This window comes from Arthrobacter sp. SLBN-100 (genome assembly GCF_006715305.1).
Classification (GTDB): Bacteria; Actinomycetota; Actinomycetes; order Actinomycetales; family Micrococcaceae; genus Arthrobacter.
The window spans coordinates 1,924,007-1,941,968 of sequence record NZ_VFMY01000001.1; the positions used below are offsets into that span (position 1 = coordinate 1,924,007).

15 protein-coding genes are annotated in these 17,962 nt (G+C 63.8%); 11 read left to right on the forward strand and 4 right to left on the reverse strand.

Annotated elements, in window-relative coordinates; translation table 11 throughout:
- Positions 1–67: 67 nt before the first annotated feature.
- Together FBY31_RS08980 and FBY31_RS08985 are read right to left on the reverse strand one after the other, a co-directional pair.
- Positions 68–448 carry a hypothetical protein gene (locus tag FBY31_RS08980; RefSeq protein WP_142039527.1) on the reverse strand — a complete coding sequence of 127 codons (381 nt, stop codon included), beginning with the start codon at positions 446–448 and terminating at the stop codon, positions 68–70.
- A gap of 29 nt (positions 449–477) precedes the next feature.
- Positions 478–1,263: an FHA domain-containing protein gene (locus FBY31_RS08985; protein WP_142039530.1), complete on the reverse strand. Its 786-nt coding sequence runs from the start codon at positions 1,261–1,263 to the stop codon at positions 478–480.
- Between the two features lie 207 nt (positions 1,264–1,470).
- Between FBY31_RS08985 and FBY31_RS08990 the strand changes: the two genes are divergently transcribed.
- Together FBY31_RS08990 and FBY31_RS08995 are read left to right on the forward strand one after the other, a co-directional pair.
- A complete protein-coding gene (locus FBY31_RS08990) occupies positions 1,471–2,250 on the forward strand; it encodes an AfsR/SARP family transcriptional regulator (RefSeq protein ID WP_142039532.1) in 780 nt (259 codons plus the stop codon).
- Positions 2,234–3,172: an NAD(P)/FAD-dependent oxidoreductase gene (locus FBY31_RS08995; protein ID WP_142039535.1), complete on the forward strand. Its 939-nt coding sequence runs from the start codon at positions 2,234–2,236 to the stop codon at positions 3,170–3,172. Before FBY31_RS08990 ends, FBY31_RS08995 begins: the two co-directional genes overlap by 17 nt.
- A gap of 38 nt (positions 3,173–3,210) precedes the next feature.
- Here the strand turns inward: FBY31_RS08995 and FBY31_RS23785 are convergent, their stop codons facing one another.
- Both FBY31_RS23785 and FBY31_RS09005 read right to left on the reverse strand, forming a co-directional pair.
- Positions 3,211–3,402 carry a DUF397 domain-containing protein gene (locus tag FBY31_RS23785; RefSeq protein ID WP_142039537.1) on the reverse strand — a complete coding sequence of 64 codons (192 nt, stop codon included), beginning with the start codon at positions 3,400–3,402 and terminating at the stop codon, positions 3,211–3,213.
- Between the two features lie 114 nt (positions 3,403–3,516).
- Entirely contained in the window at positions 3,517–3,882 is a 366-nt protein-coding gene (locus FBY31_RS09005) for a hypothetical protein (RefSeq protein ID WP_142039540.1), read from the reverse strand.
- A 254-nt stretch (positions 3,883–4,136) separates the two neighbouring features.
- Between FBY31_RS09005 and FBY31_RS09010 the strand changes: the two genes are divergently transcribed.
- The 9 genes from FBY31_RS09010 to FBY31_RS09050 all read left to right on the forward strand — a co-directional run bounded on the left by FBY31_RS09010 (position 4,137) and on the right by FBY31_RS09050 (position 17,886).
- Positions 4,137–6,221 carry a M36 family metallopeptidase gene (locus FBY31_RS09010; protein WP_142039543.1) on the forward strand — a complete coding sequence of 695 codons (2,085 nt, stop codon included), beginning with the start codon at positions 4,137–4,139 and terminating at the stop codon, positions 6,219–6,221.
- Positions 6,222–6,262: 41 nt separating this feature from the next.
- On the forward strand, positions 6,263–7,204 hold the full coding sequence (locus FBY31_RS09015) for a M28 family metallopeptidase (RefSeq protein ID WP_142039546.1): 942 nt from the start codon (positions 6,263–6,265) through the stop codon (positions 7,202–7,204).
- 35 nt (positions 7,205–7,239) lie between these two features.
- Entirely contained in the window at positions 7,240–9,291 is a 2,052-nt protein-coding gene (locus FBY31_RS09020; RefSeq protein WP_142039548.1) for a DNA/RNA non-specific endonuclease, read from the forward strand.
- A 47-nt stretch (positions 9,292–9,338) separates the two neighbouring features.
- Positions 9,339–11,303 (forward strand): CHAT domain-containing protein, encoded by a 1,965-nt coding sequence (locus FBY31_RS09025; RefSeq protein WP_142039551.1) that lies wholly within the window; start codon positions 9,339–9,341, stop codon positions 11,301–11,303.
- A 37-nt stretch (positions 11,304–11,340) separates the two neighbouring features.
- On the forward strand, positions 11,341–12,678 hold the full coding sequence (locus tag FBY31_RS09030; protein WP_142039553.1) for a hypothetical protein: 1,338 nt from the start codon (positions 11,341–11,343) through the stop codon (positions 12,676–12,678).
- A 212-nt stretch (positions 12,679–12,890) separates the two neighbouring features.
- Complete coding sequence (locus FBY31_RS09035; RefSeq protein WP_235012989.1) at positions 12,891–13,505, forward strand: M12 family metallopeptidase; 615 nt, start codon at positions 12,891–12,893, stop codon at positions 13,503–13,505.
- Positions 13,506–13,526: 21 nt separating this feature from the next.
- The gene (locus FBY31_RS09040; protein ID WP_142039560.1) at positions 13,527–16,070 is read left to right on the forward strand and encodes a caspase family protein; all 2,544 of its coding nucleotides are present in this window, start codon (positions 13,527–13,529) and stop codon (positions 16,068–16,070) included.
- Positions 16,071–16,075: 5 nt separating this feature from the next.
- Positions 16,076–16,720, forward strand: a complete 645-nt coding sequence (locus tag FBY31_RS09045) for a hypothetical protein (protein WP_142039563.1) — start codon at positions 16,076–16,078, stop codon at positions 16,718–16,720.
- 197 nt (positions 16,721–16,917) lie between these two features.
- Entirely contained in the window at positions 16,918–17,886 is a 969-nt protein-coding gene (locus tag FBY31_RS09050; protein ID WP_142039566.1) for a hypothetical protein, read from the forward strand.
- The last annotated feature ends 76 nt before the right edge of the window (positions 17,887–17,962 follow it).

The following is a 17,962-nucleotide window of genomic DNA, read 5'->3' on the forward strand; positions in this document are numbered from 1 at the left end:
CCGTCGTGCCTTCCTGCGTTCCTGCCTTCCTGCGTTCCTGCCTTCCTGACTTCCCGGACAGGCCTGCTCAGATGCCCGAAAGGAGTTTCACTATGGGTTGTCCCAACGGGCCCAGCCATGTGATCAGGCTTTGGATGGGTCCGGCGAGCCCGGCAAGGGCACCCGCCGCACTTGCGATTTCCGTTAGTTTCCTCAGGGGGCCTGCCACCTTGTCCGGCTCGGGATGGGCGCGGCTGATTTCCTGGTCAATCTCCTTCAGGTGCCCTGACATTGCCGCGAGCTGGCTGCCGGAAACGTTCGATGCGGCAACGCCTCGTTCCAGTTCCTGCACCGCTGCACGCAGGGCGCCAGCCTGGACCATCCCGCTGTGCTGACCCCCGCGGATGTATTGGTTTCCTTCGACATTGTTGACCACGCCGCCGGTTTGATTGTTGATGTTGAATCCCACCCTGATCGTTCTCCTGACTCGTTACCCGCTTACGGGCCTCCCGGACGCGGCAACGGGAATTCCCGGTCCACTCTCTTGCGCCGGGACGTGGCCACCACATGAAGGACAATGCCGATGATCATGAAGAGTTGGCCCCCGCCTACGATGTAAATACCGATGATGTAGCCGCGAAATGCGGCAGGAATAGCCCCGCCGGTGTAAGTGGGCATACCCTCCATAAACTGGAGGAAATTGGCTCCGACAATCACGAGTCCGGCGATGGTCAGGCCTAAACCAACCCAGATCAGCCAGCGGGCCCAGGTTTTTGTGGCGGCAATGTCCCGGAGGAAGCTTTCGCGTTCCTGCCGGACATGGCTGACGTAGGCGGTGTATTGATTGCCTGCCACGTTGCTGATGTTTCCCGCATGCTGGTTCTCTATGTCGTATCGCCCCTGGATGTGCTCGGCGCGCGGGAGCGGCCGGTCTGCGCGCTGAAGCGGAAGGACGGCTGTGGGCTGCGCTTTTTCGGGCACACCCTGATACTCGAACCGGGCACCGCCAAAGGCAACGACGTCACCCGAGTGCAGGACCACCTGTCCGGATGCGGGCCGTCCGTTCACCGTTGTTCCGGCACTGGATCCAAGATCCTGGACGGACACGCGCCCACTGCTGTCCACGGTTAGTGACGCGTGCACCCTGCTCACGGTTGGTTCCGAAAGCACGAGGTCATTGGTATGGCTCCGGCCCACAGTCTTAAAACCGTGCGTCAACTCGTAGTCGCCGCCCAGGCTGCCGCGCGGCCCGAGGGCGATGAGTCGGGAAACGATGGCGTCCACTGTGTGGGTTTCCTTTGGGACTGATAACTCTTCCCTGTGTTTGTCCGCAGGTGGGCATCAGTTTAGGGATGCGGCGTTACAGCGGCGTGACCGGACCTTTCCGGCTGGTTGCCTTGGTCAACGGTAACGCGGCAATAACGCGGTGGGATGTGAACTCCCACTTACAGCCTCCGATCTCAGGGGTGAGTAAGGGGAGAGGACCATTCCATGAATGTGGGAAGAAACGGTGAGCCTGGCGGCGGGGCCGCCCTTGACCTTCGGCTCCTGGGCGACTTCCGGCTGGGGCATGGCGAATCGACAGTGGAACTGGCCCCTCGTGCCGAGCATCTGCTGGCCTTCCTGGCGTTGCGCAACAATATGACCCGGACAGCAGTCGCCGCCCAGTTGTGGCCGGATCTTGACGAAGCCCAGGCACGGGGGTGCCTCCGCTCAACGTTGTGGAGGCTGCCGAGGCCGGACGGGCTAACGCTGGTGGTCGCGTCCGGTGACAGGCTCTACCTGACCACCTTCGTGCAGGTGGATGTGACCCGGTTACGCGAAGGGCTGGATCAGTGGTTGCCGGGTGACTCCCCGCCGGTGCAAATCGGCCCGCTCAGCGGAGATCTGTTGCCGGGCTGGTACGACGACTGGCTGGTGATCGACCGCGAGCGCCAGCGCCAGGTCCGGCTCCATGCCCTGGAGCGAATGTCCGCCTGGTACGTGGGCGCAGAGAGGTTTGACAGGGCGATCGAGGCAGCCTTGCAGGCGATTGCCGGAGATCCGCTGCGGGAGAGCGCGCACCGTTGCCTCATCCAGGCCCATCTGGCCGAAGGCAATATCAGCGAGGCCCGCCGGCAGGTGGATATCTACAGGAGCCTCCTGGCCGAGGCCGGCATCCCCGCGCAGCTCTCGGCGCGCATGCACGAACTCATGCGGCCGGCCCGCGTCATGCACACGTCTGCAGTGGCCCCGCTGGTGAGAGGCCCCAAGTGTGAAGTCGCATTTTGAGGTTGCGATCATCGGGGGCGGACCAGCCGGCCTGGCCGCCGCCCAGGTGCTCGGCAGGCAGCGCCGGCGCGTAATCCTGGTAGACAGCCGCCAAGGGCGCAACGCCGCAGCCTCGAAGGTGCACATGGTGTTGGGCCGGGAAGGAACGACGCCGTCAGGGCTGGTTCTCGCGGGCCGCCAGGAACTCGCGGGGTTACCTACCGTTTCCATCCTGCCGGTTGAGGCCATCAAGGTTCTCGTGGCGGACGGGAAAATCCTCGTGTGGGCAACAGCGCGTGAGATTACGGCGGACTTCCTCATCCTGGCTACCGGCGTTGTTGACCAGCTCCCACCGATCCCGGGCATCGACGCCGCCTTCGGCAAATGCCTGTTTCATTGTCCGCTCTGTCACGGATTGGAGGCCACGGATCAACGGCTGGTGGTGTTGGGCAACAGCGAACACGCGGCCTTCATGGCCGCTTACGTGCAGGACCGCATCAGCCGTGATGTACAGCTGTGCAGCAACGGTGAGCCGCGCTTCTCACGCGGGACCAGAACCCGGCTCCACCGGAACGGCATCCGGATCATCGAGGACGAAGTGGCGGGCATCCGGGCCCATGCCGGCGGTTTGACGCTGACGCTTGGAACAGCCTCATCGATGACTTATCGCGCTGGCTTTCTCTCCTCCACGCACCGGCAGCGGTCGCCTTTCGGCCAAGCACTCGGGTGCAGCCTGACTGACGATGGCCGCGTTCGCGTGGACCATTTCCAGCGCACGTCGGTGCCGCTCGTTTTCGCGGTTGGCGACATGGCCAAGGTGGGGCCGGCCACGGGAAACATGACCTTTGTAGCCACGGCAATCGCCAGCGGCGTGACTGCTGCAGCGTTCCTGGACGAGGACATCTTCGCGAGGAACTGGGACAGCCAGGACACCTCCCAGTAGGGAATCTGTTCTGCTCTCACCCACCGGCCAGCGGCAGTTCAGAGATCAAATTCATTACCCTTTACACCGGCAAGAAAGGCTCGCCACTCCTCGGCGGAGAATACAATCCGGGCTGCAGGATCCGCGGAATTCCGTACATACACTTTCCCCGTTGGCGGTGCCAGCGCCACCTCAACGCAGCAACTGTTGGCGCAATGGGAAGAGCGCTCGAAGGTCAGTTCACCATCCACTTCTACTCCTCTGGTTCGTTGGTGTGGCCCTATGGGTGGCCCGGCCAAGGTTTTTTCCCCGTCCGGGCCCTGGTTGAGCTGCCGCCACCCGCAGCGGGCACAGCGTTCAGCCGATTACGGGAAGCACTTGCTGGCGATTTGTTCGCCGGCGACGTACAGCTTGACGCAGACACCCGTGGGGATTCCCCACTTGGTGCGGGTACTCAAGCAGGCCTTGACTGCGGTGCCATTCGGGAGGTCAAACGGCACCGGAAGACAGACATTGCCGATTCCCAGTGGAAGCCTCAGGCAAACCCTGTTGTTGCCGGAAGTCACTGAAATGCATTGCGCGCGGAGTTCGAGTTCCCCGCCGTCCATGGCGGAGAGATCAGCCGTCGCCTGCAGGTTCCGGCCCTCGAACGGTTGCCTTGAGGCTTCAAGTGTGGCCGTGACCGCCTGCTCGTCGAACCCGGAGTACTCGTCGTTCGTTTCGTTTGCCATGGTTCTCCCCTTAGCGATTTGTGGTTAGCGATTTTTGGGCGGATCCGGATTGACCCGTTCCTGCATGGTTCCAACCGCTCGTCACCGGAGCGTCACGCTGACCGTGCTGGTTCACAATGCGGTGCTGCGGTGACGCCAATGTGACGGGGGCGCGTCAGACTCGTCTCGATTGTTCCGTCCCTTATGGTGCGGGCCACTCAACTGCAGGACACTGGTGTGGCCGGAGCGTTCCGGCCACCGGACGGAGGTGGACCATGATCCCGGACGATTACCACGCCCTCTATGACCGCGGCGTTCAGGCTGCACGCAGCGCCGAACTGCCGGCCGTGGAGATGCCTACCGCCGGGCGGGAGGAGTTGGCTGCTGACGTCCCAGACTTGATCATTGAGGAGGATGAAACCACAGGACTCCCCAACCGGGTGATCAGCCGGCAGCCCGCCGGCAGGTTGTCAGAACCGGGGCCCGAGGACCCGGCCGAAGCGGCGCGGCAGTTCATCCACCGCAGACGTGCCGTCTGGAACATGGCAGAAGAAGACGCTTCCAGTGTGCAGGTGCGCTCGGTCAGCCGCACCGGCCTCAAGACAGCGCAGTTGTACCAGAGCATGGACGGCGTCGAAGTCTTCGATTCCGAGATGACAGTCGCGCTGGACGAGGGGAACGGCGTGATCTCCTTGGCGGGCCAGTTCTTCCCGGGCGTCGGCGCCGCGATGCGGGAGTCCCGCAGGGCGCAGGCGCGGACACCGGAGGATGCGATCGCCCGGGCAGCGTTCGACCTCACGCGGGTGATTTACCAGGCAGCTGACTTCGTGGCCGCAGAAAGGCAACCCGAGGATGGCCCGTACCAGTCCTACGAGTTCAGGGCCGGCGAGAACGATCCACGGCCCAGGTTCGAGCGGCCCGCCAGGCTCAAGGACGTGATGTTCCCGCTGGGAAACCAGCAGTTCGCAACAGGCCATTACGTTGAGCTGTGGATCGCCGGTTTTCCGGCATTCAGCTACGTCATCGACTCGGTGGACACCCCCTATGTCCTTTTCCGCAAGAACCTCGCCAGCGAGAGCGCACCGTTCACCTACCGGGTGCACAACACCGGCGATGCTCTATTCCGGCCCCATGACGGCCCGGCCCCCGGCTCCCCCCACCCCACGGGGGCACCTGACGGTTTCCAGGCAGAACCTGTTGAGGAGCGCTTGGTCCAGCTGGAGAGCCTGCCGGGCCGGGATCCCTGGCTCCCGCCGGGTGCTACCACAACGCGGGGGAACAACTGCGTGGCCTACGCGGACTTGCAGGGACCAACGGGGCTGGGCGCGAGTGATGTATTGGGAAAGATTTCCGCACCCGGGACCTTCGATTACACCTACGACCACTCCCGCGATGCCAGCGAGGCAACAAATCTCCAGAACAGCCTCGTGGGCATGTTCTTCCATGTGAACTGGCTCCACGACCGCTGGTATGAGGCCGGCTTTGACGAGGCGGCCGGAAATGCCCAGGCCGATAACTTCGGCCGCGGCGGTGCCGGCGGAGATCCCCTGCTCGCGGAAGGCAGCGACTTCAGCGGCACCGACAACGCGAACATGTCCACCCCTGCAGACGGGGCCAGCCCCAGGATGCAGATGTTCGAGTTCCTCGGCCCGCAGCCGGACAAGCCCACCCGGACCAGCAACCATGAGGCACTGATCACTTTCCATGAGATGGGCCACTACATCACCAACCGGCTGGTAGGGAACGCCACTGGCCTGACCAACCAGCAAGGCCGCGCCATGGGCGAGGGGTGGGGCGACTTCTTCGCCATCAGCATGACCTCGCAGCCCGCGGACGACTTCACCGGCGGAGCCTTCCCGGTAGGCGGCTGGACTGACCTCACACCCACCTTCAATGACAACTACTACTACTCCATCCGGCGGTACCCCTACAGCGCAGACATGTCGAAGAACCCGCTGACCTTCCGCCATATCAGCGCCGGACAGATGCTCCCGGTTGGCGCGCCCATCAGTCCGAACGCCGGCGGGCCGAACAGTGCCGTGCACAACGCCGGAGAGATCTGGTGCGCAGCACTCTGGGAGGTCTTCGTGAACCTGGTGGCGAAGCACGGTCACGAAGAAGCCGAGCGGCTGGTTCTGCTGGATGTTGTAGGCGGCCTCAAATTGACGCCGTCCCGCCCCACCTTCTTGCACGCCCGCGACGCGATCATCTCCGCGGCCGCCGCCCTCAATCCGGATGACCTGCCCGAGATATGGGCAGGCTTCGCCAAACGTGGAATGGGAGCAGGGGCAGTTGCGCCCGCGCAGAACTCCACCGATCTGACCGGGGTCACTGAGAGCTTTGCCGCACCGGAGAACTAGCAGGTTCACATGACCTGCAATAACGCCCAACGGGGAGAGCCATGAATGGACAGGTGCCCGCTTCAGGTTGCCGCGGCCGGGCAGCAGGACGGCCGCGGCCAGTCCTGCTGCCGCGGACAGAGGCCGCCCCGCTCCGCGGCGCCGAAATGGCGACGACGACGGCCCTGGCCGACGGCGTCTCGGCAGACACATACCTTGAGGTCCTCAAAGAGCTCACCGCGCACCCCACGCGTCATTCGTTCTCGCCGTCCTACCGCGACGCGGCACAAAGGGCTGGTGAACGGCTTACTGCGCTCGGCTATGCCACCCGCGAAGAGCCGGTCTCCTTCGGTGGCCGCCAGACCCTCAACGTCATCGCTGAGAAGCCCGGCACGGCCGCCGCAGATGAGCGGCGGCTCGTGTACGTCGTCGCGCATCTGGACTCGATCAACGAGGCCGGCGGAACCAATGCACCAGCACCCGGGGCGGATGACAACGCCTCGGGTGCGGCCGGAGTCCTGGAAATCGCCCGCCTTTTGGCCGCCACCACCGCGCGGCACGACCTGCGCCTGGTCCTGTTCGGTGGCGAGGAACAAGGGCTGCACGGGAGCCGCGTCCACGTTGCGGGCCTGCCTGCAGCCGAAAGGTCGAGGATCAGCATGGCCGTCAACATGGACATGATCAGCCGGCTCAACACCGCGGCACCATCTGTGCTGCTTGAGGGCGCGGCAGTTTCCCAACACGTGATCGACGCACTGGCACAGGCCGCCCATGACACGTCCGACCTGGAGGTGTTCGTCTCGCTTGAGCCCTTCGCCTCTGACCATGTGTCCTTCATTAACGCCGGCCTGCCTGCCGTGCTGACCATCGAAGGCGAGGACCAGTTGAATACCGATGAGCACACCCCCAGGGACACCCTCGAAGGACTGGAATTGTCAGTGGCAGCGAGCATCCTCCGGATGAACACCGCTGCCGTGGCGGCCGAGCTTGGCGCGTCAGTTTGAAGGCTCCGTCCTGACATCGATCGAAAGGCAAGCAAGTGGAGGATCTCATCGGCCGCCTTCGGGCCGCCAACGCCCGGATCGAAAGCCGGGATGGCCAGCTGGGCGAGGAAATGCTCGAACGCCGTGCGGCCACACCGTCCGTTCCAGGAGGGGCCGTGGGTGACTTTGAATTGGCGCAGCCAGGCCGTGGCCCACAACTGGAAATTGGCGGACAGACGGTGGACCGGTTTGAGTTCGCGCAGGAGACCATCGTGTTGAGGACCGGGCGGCCGGTGCTGGCCGTAGTGGATGATGAGGCGCAACTCGTGTTCTCCGACCCCGAAAGCAGCGTTTGGGAATCACGGCTGCGGGACGCATCAGGGCACCTGCAGGCTGCTGCCCGTGCCGTGGGCCGGATCGAGGTTGAAGGGCACAGCCTGGCCTGGCTCGGCACTGGCTGGCTGGTGCAGCCCGATGTGGTGGTGACGAACCGCCACGTGGCGGCGGAGTTCGGGCGCCACGACGGCACCTCTTTTGTGTTCAAGCAAGGCATTGCCGGCACCCGGATGGAGGCCTCGATCGACTTCCTGGAAGAAATCGGCAGCACCAGGGAGCGCACTTTCCGGCTGAACCGCATCCTGCATATCGAGGATTCGGCTGGCCCCGATCTGGCGTTCATCCGCCTCACCCCGACCAGGGGGAGCTCGCTGGCAAGGCCGATCGGGCTGTCCAGCCATGAAGATGAGAACGAAATGGTCGCTGTGATCGGGTACCCGGCCCGCGACAGTCGAATCCCGGACCAGCAACTGATGGACGAAATCTTCGGGAACGTCTACAACAAGAAGCGGCTGGCGCCCGGACAGTTGATCGGGTCCGATCCGACGTCGGTCCGCCACGACTGTTCGACCCTTGGCGGCAACTCCGGGTCAGTAGTGCTGTCGCTCTCAACTGGCAAGGCGGTGGGCCTGCACTTCGCCGGCCGGTTCCTCCAGGGCAATTTCGCGGTACCGGGCACCGTTGTGGCGGAGCGCCTGGACAAGGTCCTCAGTGGGCGGCGCCTGCCGGTCCGGGTTGATCAGCAGGTTCCGGACAGTCCGGCGTCCACAGCTCACCTGGCGTCGCCGGACCCCCGTACGGAGACCAAATTCTCGTTCGTGGTTCCACTGCGGGTGACAGTAGAGGCCGGGAACCCTTATCCCGATGGCGAAGGCCAACGCGGCCGGGCGGCCGGCGCGTCTTCACAAACCAGCGACGGGGACGAGGACGTATTCACCGAGGCAGTTGCCGCGGACTACAACGACCGGCTGGGCTACGAGGAGGCCTTCCTGGGCACTCCCGTGCCCCTGCCGTCGTTGACCACGCGCCGGGAGGATGCCCTGGGCTTCACCGTGAACGGAAAAACCGAGGACGTGCTGCGGTACGAACACTTCGCCGTGATGATGAGCAGGAGCCGGCGGCTGTGCTTGTTCAGTGCCGTCAACATTGACGGGCTGCAGTCCATATCGCTGCCCCGCACGGGCTGGCGCACGGACCCGCGCATTCCACTCGAAGCACAGATCCACAAGGAGTGCTACGGGGCCGAGCCTAAGTTTTCGCGCGGCCATATGACACGGCGGGAAGACCCGGTATGGGGTCCCCAGGCGTCCGCAGCGAAAGCAAACGCGGACTCGATGCACGTCACCAATGCCGTGCCCCAGATGCAGCCGTTCAACGGCGGCGTCTGGCTCGAGCTCGAAAATTACGCCCTGCAGAACGCACGCAAAGATGACATGAGGATTTCCGTTTTCACCGGTCCGTTCCTGGCAGAGGAGGACCCCGTCAGGTTCGGCGTACGGATCCCCACCGAGTTCTGGAAGGTCATAGCGTTCATCCATGACGGGACGGGCCAACTCTGCGCCACCGGCTACACCATGTCCCAGCAGGATTTCCTGCGGGAAGAGGAATTTGTCTTCGGCAAGCATAAGACTGCGCAACAGTCTGTTGCTTCCATTGAGCAGCGCACGGGCGTCTCGTTCGGGGCCCTCACCGCACTGGACCCCTTCGAGGACACCGAAGGCCTGTTCACCGAACTGACGGATCTCCGGCAGATCCGGTTCGTGGGACGCTAGGGCCCCTGGCACGGGCGTCCCGAAACCGGACAGCGGAGGCTGCGCGCATGAACCCCCAACTAACTATCGAGCAACTGGCGTGGCTGGCCGCCGAGGACCTCCGCCAGGACCTTCTCAATATCGCCGCCAGCACGTACCTCCGTGCCACCATCGAGGACGCAGCGAAGGAAGACGCCCTGCTGGCCGCAGCGTTTGCAGAACTCCAACAAAAGCCCGCCGATGCGGGACTCCTGAAATCGTTCGCAACGGCGCTTGCAGAGGTTTTAAGGAAGGATGCAGGCCTAGCGGAACGCCTCGAAAACTGGGCCCGGCAGAGTATGCCGCCCCGCTACAGCGGCGACATCGAGGCTGAAGCAGCTCCGGCGGAGGCAACCCCAGACGCCGCGGCCCCGCTGCCGCCGTCGAACGCGGCGCAAGCCTGGCTCAACGCCGAACTTGAAGACGCGGACGCAGCCCAACCCCTGCTGGTGGGCGAAACGTACACCCTGGCGATCAGCCTCGACCAAGCGGCAAAAAACACGGTCATTGCCAGCGGCGCCCCGGTCAACCTCCTGTTTCCCCCAGGAACTGAGGAGCTGACCATCACGGTGCAGCTCGACAGTGACCACTTTGAGGTCCGCGAACGGAGCCTCCCCCTGCACTTCCGCCGGAGTGTGGCAGGCGGCAAGGCCGCATTCCACATCGTTCCGCGCACGGCCGGCCGGCACAACCTGGTGGCCACCGTGCATCACGCCGGGAACTTCCTTCAGCAACTGACAATAACCATTGACGTAGGGGCCGTTGCTGACCGGCCTCTGACGTCGTCGTCGCAGGGGCGGCCCATGGCGGATGCCGCGTCGCTGCAACCACGCGACATCGGTTTCGCCATCGAACCGGCACCTGGCGGAGGTTACAACTGCACCGCGTGGGGGGCGACGGCGGCCCGCGTCTACCTGCCTATCGAGGAGCAGGAACTTGCCTCCGCGATAGACCAGGTGCGGCGCGCACTTCTGGACGTCGTCGGAAAGCAAAAATTCCGTACCCAGCTGGACATTCCACCCGAGGACCGGGATGGCGCCCTGCGCATCCTCGCCAAGGAAGGGTTCCGTCTCTATCAGAAGATCTTCTACCATCCCGCCGGCGGCGCGGACGCCCGGCGCCTCGGCGATTGGCTGCGCCAACAGACCACCGGCAGGGACGAGGTACTTAAGATCCAGCTTTTAACCCGCAACTTTCCAGTGCCCTGGGGACTTCTCTACATCGACGACGAGTGGAAGGCCGGCGGGACGGATTGGCGGCGGTTCCTGGGCATGAGCCACATCATTGAGCAGATCCCGCTTCAAACGGCGATGACGACGCTCAGCGGTGTGATCGACAGCGGGCCAACGGGTTTGTCCGTGAGCGTGAACTTCAACGAGAGCATCGATGAGCAGATGCACGCCGATTTCGTGGCCCGACAGGTGCAGTACTGGGGCGCTGCTGCCGACTTCAGGCCGCCCATCAACCTGGTAAGCCGCACGAAACGCGCCGAATTGGTCGGTGCGCTCAAGGACGCAGCTAGCCCCGATCAGATTCTTTACCTGTTCTGCCATGCGGTGGCGGCGGGCCTGACTGGTGATGGCCCGGACGCCTCATGCCTGGTGCTCTCCGGCGATGAACGCATTACGCTGGGGGACCTGAACCTGGAAGCACCCACCACGGTGCAACTTGCAGGCAGCCCGTTGGTATTCATCAACGCCTGTGAATCCGCAGAACTCTCACCTCTTTTCTACGACGGGTTCGTGCCCTACTTCATGGCAAAAGGCGCCCGCGGAGTCATCGGAACCGAGTGCAAAACGCCGGCCCTGTTCGCGGCCGAGTGGGCCAAATCATTCTTTGACCAGTTCCTGGAAGGCGGCTCCCTGGGCGAGGTTTTCCTCCGGATGAGGCGCGAATTCTTCGAGCAGCACGGCAACCCGCTGGGCCTGATCTACGGCATCCACTGCGACGGCGACACGCGGGTCCACCCGGCCATGAGCCGCGCAGGTCACTGAATCCGCATCCTCTACCAACGCCCAGGAAGGACACCCCATGGTAATCAGGCACATCCCGGACCACCCGGACCTGACGTATCACCTCATCCGCTACGACAAACACGGCACTGAAATCCCGGAAGACGCAAACACGTGGGGCAGCGAAGCCGTACGCGCTGACCTGGAGTCCCCTGAAACTGGCATCACTGACGTTTTCCTCCTCAGCCACGGTTGGAACTCCGATGCCGAGGGCGCCATGGCCCAGTACGACGCCTGGGTGTCCATGACCAGGGACACCAGGCCGGCCGACATTGGACGCCCCTTCCGTCCCCTCATCGTTGGATTGCACTGGCCGAGCAAGGCGTGGGGCAATGACACGATAGTAGCGACCGGACGTGACGGACTGCTGGGAGCCGAAGCGCCGCCGTCGGACGCTATCACCGTGGACGATGCAGTGGACAGGTACGCCGACCTCCTGTCCGACACGCCGGACGCCCGGGCCGCCCTCCGCACCATCTTTGAAGCCGCCGCCGATTCCGGCGCGGATGAACACCTGACCGCTCAGCTGCAGACCGCCTACCAGACACTGTCCCGTGAACTGCAACTCGGTGAACTCCCTGATGATGACCACGCGCCCGCCGAGGCCTGGGACGCTGAGAGTGTGTTCCAGCAGGCGCTTGAAGACACCAGCGCCGCCTCGGGCCTCCTCGGCGGCGGCGCCTCATCAAGCCGGCTAAAGGACGCAGTTCTCGCGCCGTTCCGTCAGCTGTCATTCTGGATGATGAAGGCCCGTGCCCTGGCGTTCGGTGAGACCGGCGCCGCGCACCTGCTTCGTCAACTTCAGGACGCAGCGGACCAGGACGTGCGCTTCCACCTGATGGGACACAGTTTCGGTTGCATCGTGGTCAGCGCAGCGGTGGCAGGCGCGGAGGGGGCGCCTGAAGTCCGCCCGGTGGATTCACTGTTCCTGGTGCAGGGTGCCCTGTCCCTTTGGGCCTACGCCCGGGCCGTGCCGGACGAGGTTGAGCCGGGCCACTTCCACCGTATTTTGCGGGAAGAGCTGGTACGCGGCCCCATTGTGACCACCCGGTCCACCTTCGACTACGCGGTGGGGCGCTTCTATCCGCTCGGCGCCGGAATTGCCGGGCAGGTCCTCCTCGCGGATCTTCCCCGCTATGGCGGCCTGGGCGCCTTCGGTATTCAGGGTGTACAGGACGCGAAAAACCATGAAATAGGCGATGAGAACACCGACTACCAATTACATGCCGGCGGGGTCTACAACATCGATGCGTCCACGGTGATCAACAGGGTCAGTGGTCCAGGCGGCGCACACAGCGACATTTCCCACCCTGCCGTTGCGGCCCTGGCATGGCAGGCTGCACTAGCCAGCGCCTGACTTCCGGGCATCCTTACTGAAAGCCGCCTCCACGGCGGCCGTAACGCCGGAGTAACGGCCCAATAACGCCAAACGGCGTACGAATGGGGTGACTCGTCACCCCGGGGCTGGCAACGGCAGGCACAAAGGAGAAAGAGATGGCCGAGAAGAACCAAAGTCACTACTGCTCAATTCCGTCAGCACCGGCACACTCCAGCAAAGAAAAAGCGGCGGTGCTGAATGAAGCAAAGTGGCCGGAAGGCGCCACCATCAAGGTAGGTTTCCTGGGCGGAGATGTTGACCTTCAACGGCGCGTGCAGGACGTTGCCCAAGAGTGGACCGGACCCCAGATGGCACGGCTGCAGCTGAACTTCGTGGATGGCTCCACAGCGGATATACGGATCGCCTTCGAACAGGGCAACGGCTCATGGTCCTATCTCGGCACCGAAGCGCAGCAAATTTCCGCCGCAGACCCCACCATGAATTACGGCTGGCTGAGGCCGGACTCAACAGACGACGAACTCCGACGTGTTGTTTTGCACGAGTTCGGCCATGCACTCGGCTTGATCCACGAGCATCAAAATCCGGACAAACCGATCGCCTGGAACAAAGCAGCCGTCATTGCCGACCTCTCAAAACCTCCGAACTCCTGGACCCCGGAGGTGATCGAGAACAACATTTTCAAGACGTACGACAAGTCCGACGTCGACACTACCGCCACCGACCCTGCGTCGATCATGATGTACCCGATTCCCGCCTCGTGGACCACGGACGGGTTCTCGGCCGGGCTCAACAAGGACCTATCCACTACGGACAAGGATTTCGTCCGAACCGCGTACCCGTGGTGATGTGAAGGCGGGAGCTCAATCATGGCCGACTACGCTGTCGTCGTTGGCGTGGCACAGTACCCGGAACTTTCTGCCGCGGGCATTGCCTCCGACCTGGATGGACCCAACAATGACGCCACAGCGGTAGTGGAGTGGCTGCTGGACCCGGGTGGCGGCGGGCTGCCACCCGGCAATGTGAAGGTCATCAGGTCCTGTGACTACGTCCCGCCGGACCCGTACGATCCGCAACCGGCCGAAGCCGAAGTGGAACGTGCGCTGAGGTGGGTCGAGGCGCAAACCCGCAATGCATCCGGACACAGGCTTTACCTTTACTTTTCCGGGCATGGATTTTCCCCCGTCGCACAAGAGGGAGCGCTCTTCACCGCCGAGGCCACCCAGGTGAGCATGTCCTACGTCTACGCCCACGGCTGGCTGAAATGGTTCCGCACCGCTCAACGTTTCGAAGAATTTGTCCTGTGGATGGACTGCTGCATGAACTACCAGCAGTCCATCCCTGTCCGCCCGGTTAACATGCGTCCACAAATCGGGACTGGAACCCCCGGCCCGGAATTCGTGGCTACGGCGGCCGAAACCAAGAGCGCCATCGAAGGCAAGATGACCGACGGCCTGGTGCACGGCGTGTTCACCTGGACCCTGCTTCAGGGCTTACGCGGAGGCGCCGCAGATTATCGGGGGCGGGTCACGGCTGAAGGCCTGAAGAATTTCCTGCACACCGTGATGCCGGAGTTTCTCCCTGAACCTGTCAAGGCAGCCAACTCCGTTGATTTGCAGGCATCCGTGCGTACGGGTGGGGACATCCTCTTCGCGCGTTTCCCGGCTCGGCCAAAGTATCCCGTGCGCCTCACCTTTCCTGCAGCCGCCGCCGGGGAGCTCCTGAAGATCTGGGCGGGAAGCCCCCATAAACCTGTTGTCGAGGCAATCCTGACGGGCGCGGAATGGACCGGTGAATTGGTTCGAGGCCTCTACGTAGCGGAGGTCGCTGCGGCAGGACTGCGTCACGGCTTCCAGGTCACAGGGACCGGCAGCGTGACTTGTGCTGTCAGTGATCGAGGCAACGCCGTCATCGAACCACCCGCCGAGGGGCAGTTCACACTGGACGTCGTGGCACAGAATGCCGCCGCCACCATCACGGTCATGGACCACAACTTCACAAAGATTTACACGTCCACCGGGGAGCTGCACGAGCGCGACGTCCCCGGTGTCTACAAAGTGCGAACCCAGATCGGACGGGAGATGGGGACCATAAAGGAGGAAATCCTCCTCCTCGACTGGGATACGGCGCGGGACAGCATGGCGGCACGGGCGCTGCCATCCCCCGCCCCGATCCCGGGAAGCGCCTTCACGCATGAGTCCCACGTCCGGCAGTTCGCCGAGGCCGCTGCAGGCAGGGGGATGTTCGCGGACAGGAAAGCCGGCAACGCTCAAATCTCGGTGCTCTCGCGGTATTGGACAGAGGAACCGCTGACCAGTGTCCCGGCCCCTTCGTTGCATCCGATGCAGGGGCTCGATATCTTCCGGTTTGATGGACAGCTTCTGGCGCACATGGCTGCGGAATGCACCTTTGACGACAAATCCCCGGTGGACCGCGTGGCCGTGTGGGAACAGAACGTCGAGCCTGGCGTTTACTTCCTGCGGATCACGCCCCCATCCGGCGCGCAACTGGAAGCAAGCATCGTTGCCGCTCCCAGCTGGCTGACACAGCTGGCCATCAAGCGTCCGACGCCGATTGCCGGGCAGTCGAAAAGCAGCAGGCTGATGCCAACAGGCGATGCAGCCATCTTCATGCGTGACATCTGGAAACCGCCGGGGACGTCCGGGCAGGAAGCCGTCCGGGAGTTGTACGCGCTGGCCTCTACAGATGACCGGGAGCTCCCGCAGGCCGGGCAGGACGCTGTGATCGAGGCCGCGAGGATTGCCTTCACGCAAGGGCGCAACCTGCTCGGCGGTGCACGGGGCACCAAACTGCAAAAACTGCTGCTGGAAGAGTTTGATGACCCTATTGCCGGAATCATCGGCGGACACCTGCTGCTCATGGCCATGGACACTGCCACCGAACCAGACCCGGCACTTGAGGAGGTCTTCGCTGCCGCCGTAGCAAGGCTGCGGGGGCTGGTCCGGTCCTGGCATCCCGACGTCGAGGCTCTGGCCTTGCGGTCCGCTGATCCCGCTGCACGTCCGGACAAGCCCTTCACCGCGGCTCCCATGTTCAGCCGCAGCTGGCAGATCATCGTCGAGGCCAGTTACGACAACCCTGATCTCGTTCCCGCCAGCCTTTGGTCGCGGGTTCACGCGAACCGGAGCATTGGCCCGTATTTCGCCTGGGCCACCGACGAGGCCAGCCGCTCAGCGCACGCCCAACAACTTGGCCTGTGGAATGCAGCGCACGGACCGCGAAGCACGCGATCCAGTGGGCGCCGGCCACCGGCCGCCATGCCGAACCCTGCCGGCACGGCCGCACCCCGCATGCCAGAGGCATTGCGGGAGGACGCGCGCCGGCTTGGCATACCAGCGGTCGCAGCGGAGAGTATCTGGCGCGGGACGGTCTCAGGCGAACCGGGACAATAGAGCGCGTGTACGAGTTTGAGATCACCAAGGGCGTGTCAGTCTCGTTTCAGCGTTACCCCTACCCCGGAGCCGGTTCCCTGTCCGCCTTGCCCTCCAGCCATGGCGCCCTGCCGATTCACGTCTCCGGGCCTGCGCAGCTTGAGGTGCCCTCCCCGCCAAACGAGGCATTCTGGATTGCTCTTCTGGGTAGTTCCAGCGGTGCGGCCTCAGACGTTGCACTGCTGGCATACGGCCGAAAGGGAACGCCGGTGGATGTCCTCACCGGAATGCCCGCCGCAACACCCACTGGGCGGGTGACTTTGCCCCCGCATCAATTCATTGCAGGCATTCGCCAGGGAACCGGAACCTGGTGGGCCTTCGCACGTGATCCGTCCGCCCCTGCCCCGGTCACCGCCGCCGTCGATCTCTTTGTCCGGACCTGGTCCGGCCCGAGTGCGGCCACTGCCCGGCCGGCATCCCCCACTCCCCAGCACATGCCGGGACAAAAATCCCCGGACCATGGACTGGCGCCGCCCTCCGTAGCCGCTGTTGCTGAAAACCGCACCTTACGGATCGTCTTCACTGACGAAGCCCACTTCAGTTCGATGAGCGGCCGGCAGGTTGCCCCGCTGAGTCATGATCCAGGCCTTAGGGATAGACGACTCCCCTGAGAACCCCAGCACCGTTGACCACTCCACCCTGCGACGCGCAGATCCGGTTTCGACGCGGACGTTCCTTGGCGCACCCCATATTTCGGGTGCGCCAGCGCAGATGTGGTTCGGGACTGAATACGCGCGTCGACAGAACTTCTCCACATAGCCGTAGATACCCCTCCCGCCGGATGATGCCTAGCTGGCAACTTGGCTTTATGCCGGATCTGCCACCACTCCTGTTGTCCCGTGACCGCCTCCTGCACGGGCTGACCCCGAATGAGCTCGCCAAGCGCGTGAAGGCGGGCGCGCTGGTCCGCGTTCGGCACGGCGTCTACGTTGACGGGGCGGCTTGGAAAAGTCTGTTGCCGTGGGAGCAGTACCGCCTCCGCGTCCAGGCAGCCGGCGAAACGTTCGAGAAACCCACCGTCTTCGCCCGGCAGTCTGCCGCGAGCGTGTGGGGAATACCCTTCGTTGGCCTGCACCACCCGGTCCAGGCCCTCACTTTGAAGAACGACGGCGGACGCTCACGTGCCGGAGTCCGCCGCCACTTTGCGGCGGCGGCAGGCCTGAAGGTCGCCAGGCGCGACGGCCTGCTGGTGACCGACCGCATACGCACCGTCCTGGACCTTGCAGCCTTCACTCCATTCGCAGAAGCTGTAGTACCCATAGACCACGTGCTTCGGCCGGACAGAGCCCGGCGGCTGCCTGCCGTAACCAAGGCTGAACTGGAGGCAGGCATCGGATCGAACTATTCCGCTGCCGCCGGGCGGAGGATCCGGGCGGTGATCGGATTTGCCGATCCTGCTTCGGGGTCAGCCGGGGAATCGTGGAGCCGCGCATTGATCCATCTGGCCGGCTTCGAAGCCCCGGTTCTTCAACAGGAGATTTACGATGCTGCAGGCCTGGTGGGCTACACGGACTTCCAGTGGAAGCAGGCCAAGGTAGTTGGCGAGTTTGATGGCGAAGAGAAGTACGTCAAACCCGAATACCTCAAGGGCCAAACCGCGTCTCAAGCTGTTGTGGCCGAAAAGAATCGCGAAAACCGGATCCGGGCCACGGGACTGGGCGTGGTCCGCTGGGACTGGGCCGATCTCACGGCAGGGACGCTGGAACATAAGTTGGCAGCGGCCGGTGTGCCCCGCCGTCGTACGCGTTCTGCACTTATCGACGCGCAAACCCGATAGTGACGCGCACATTCCCTGGCGCGACGGGTATTTGAGGGTCGGCACGGAATATGCGCAGCGCAGACCGGTGCAGCGC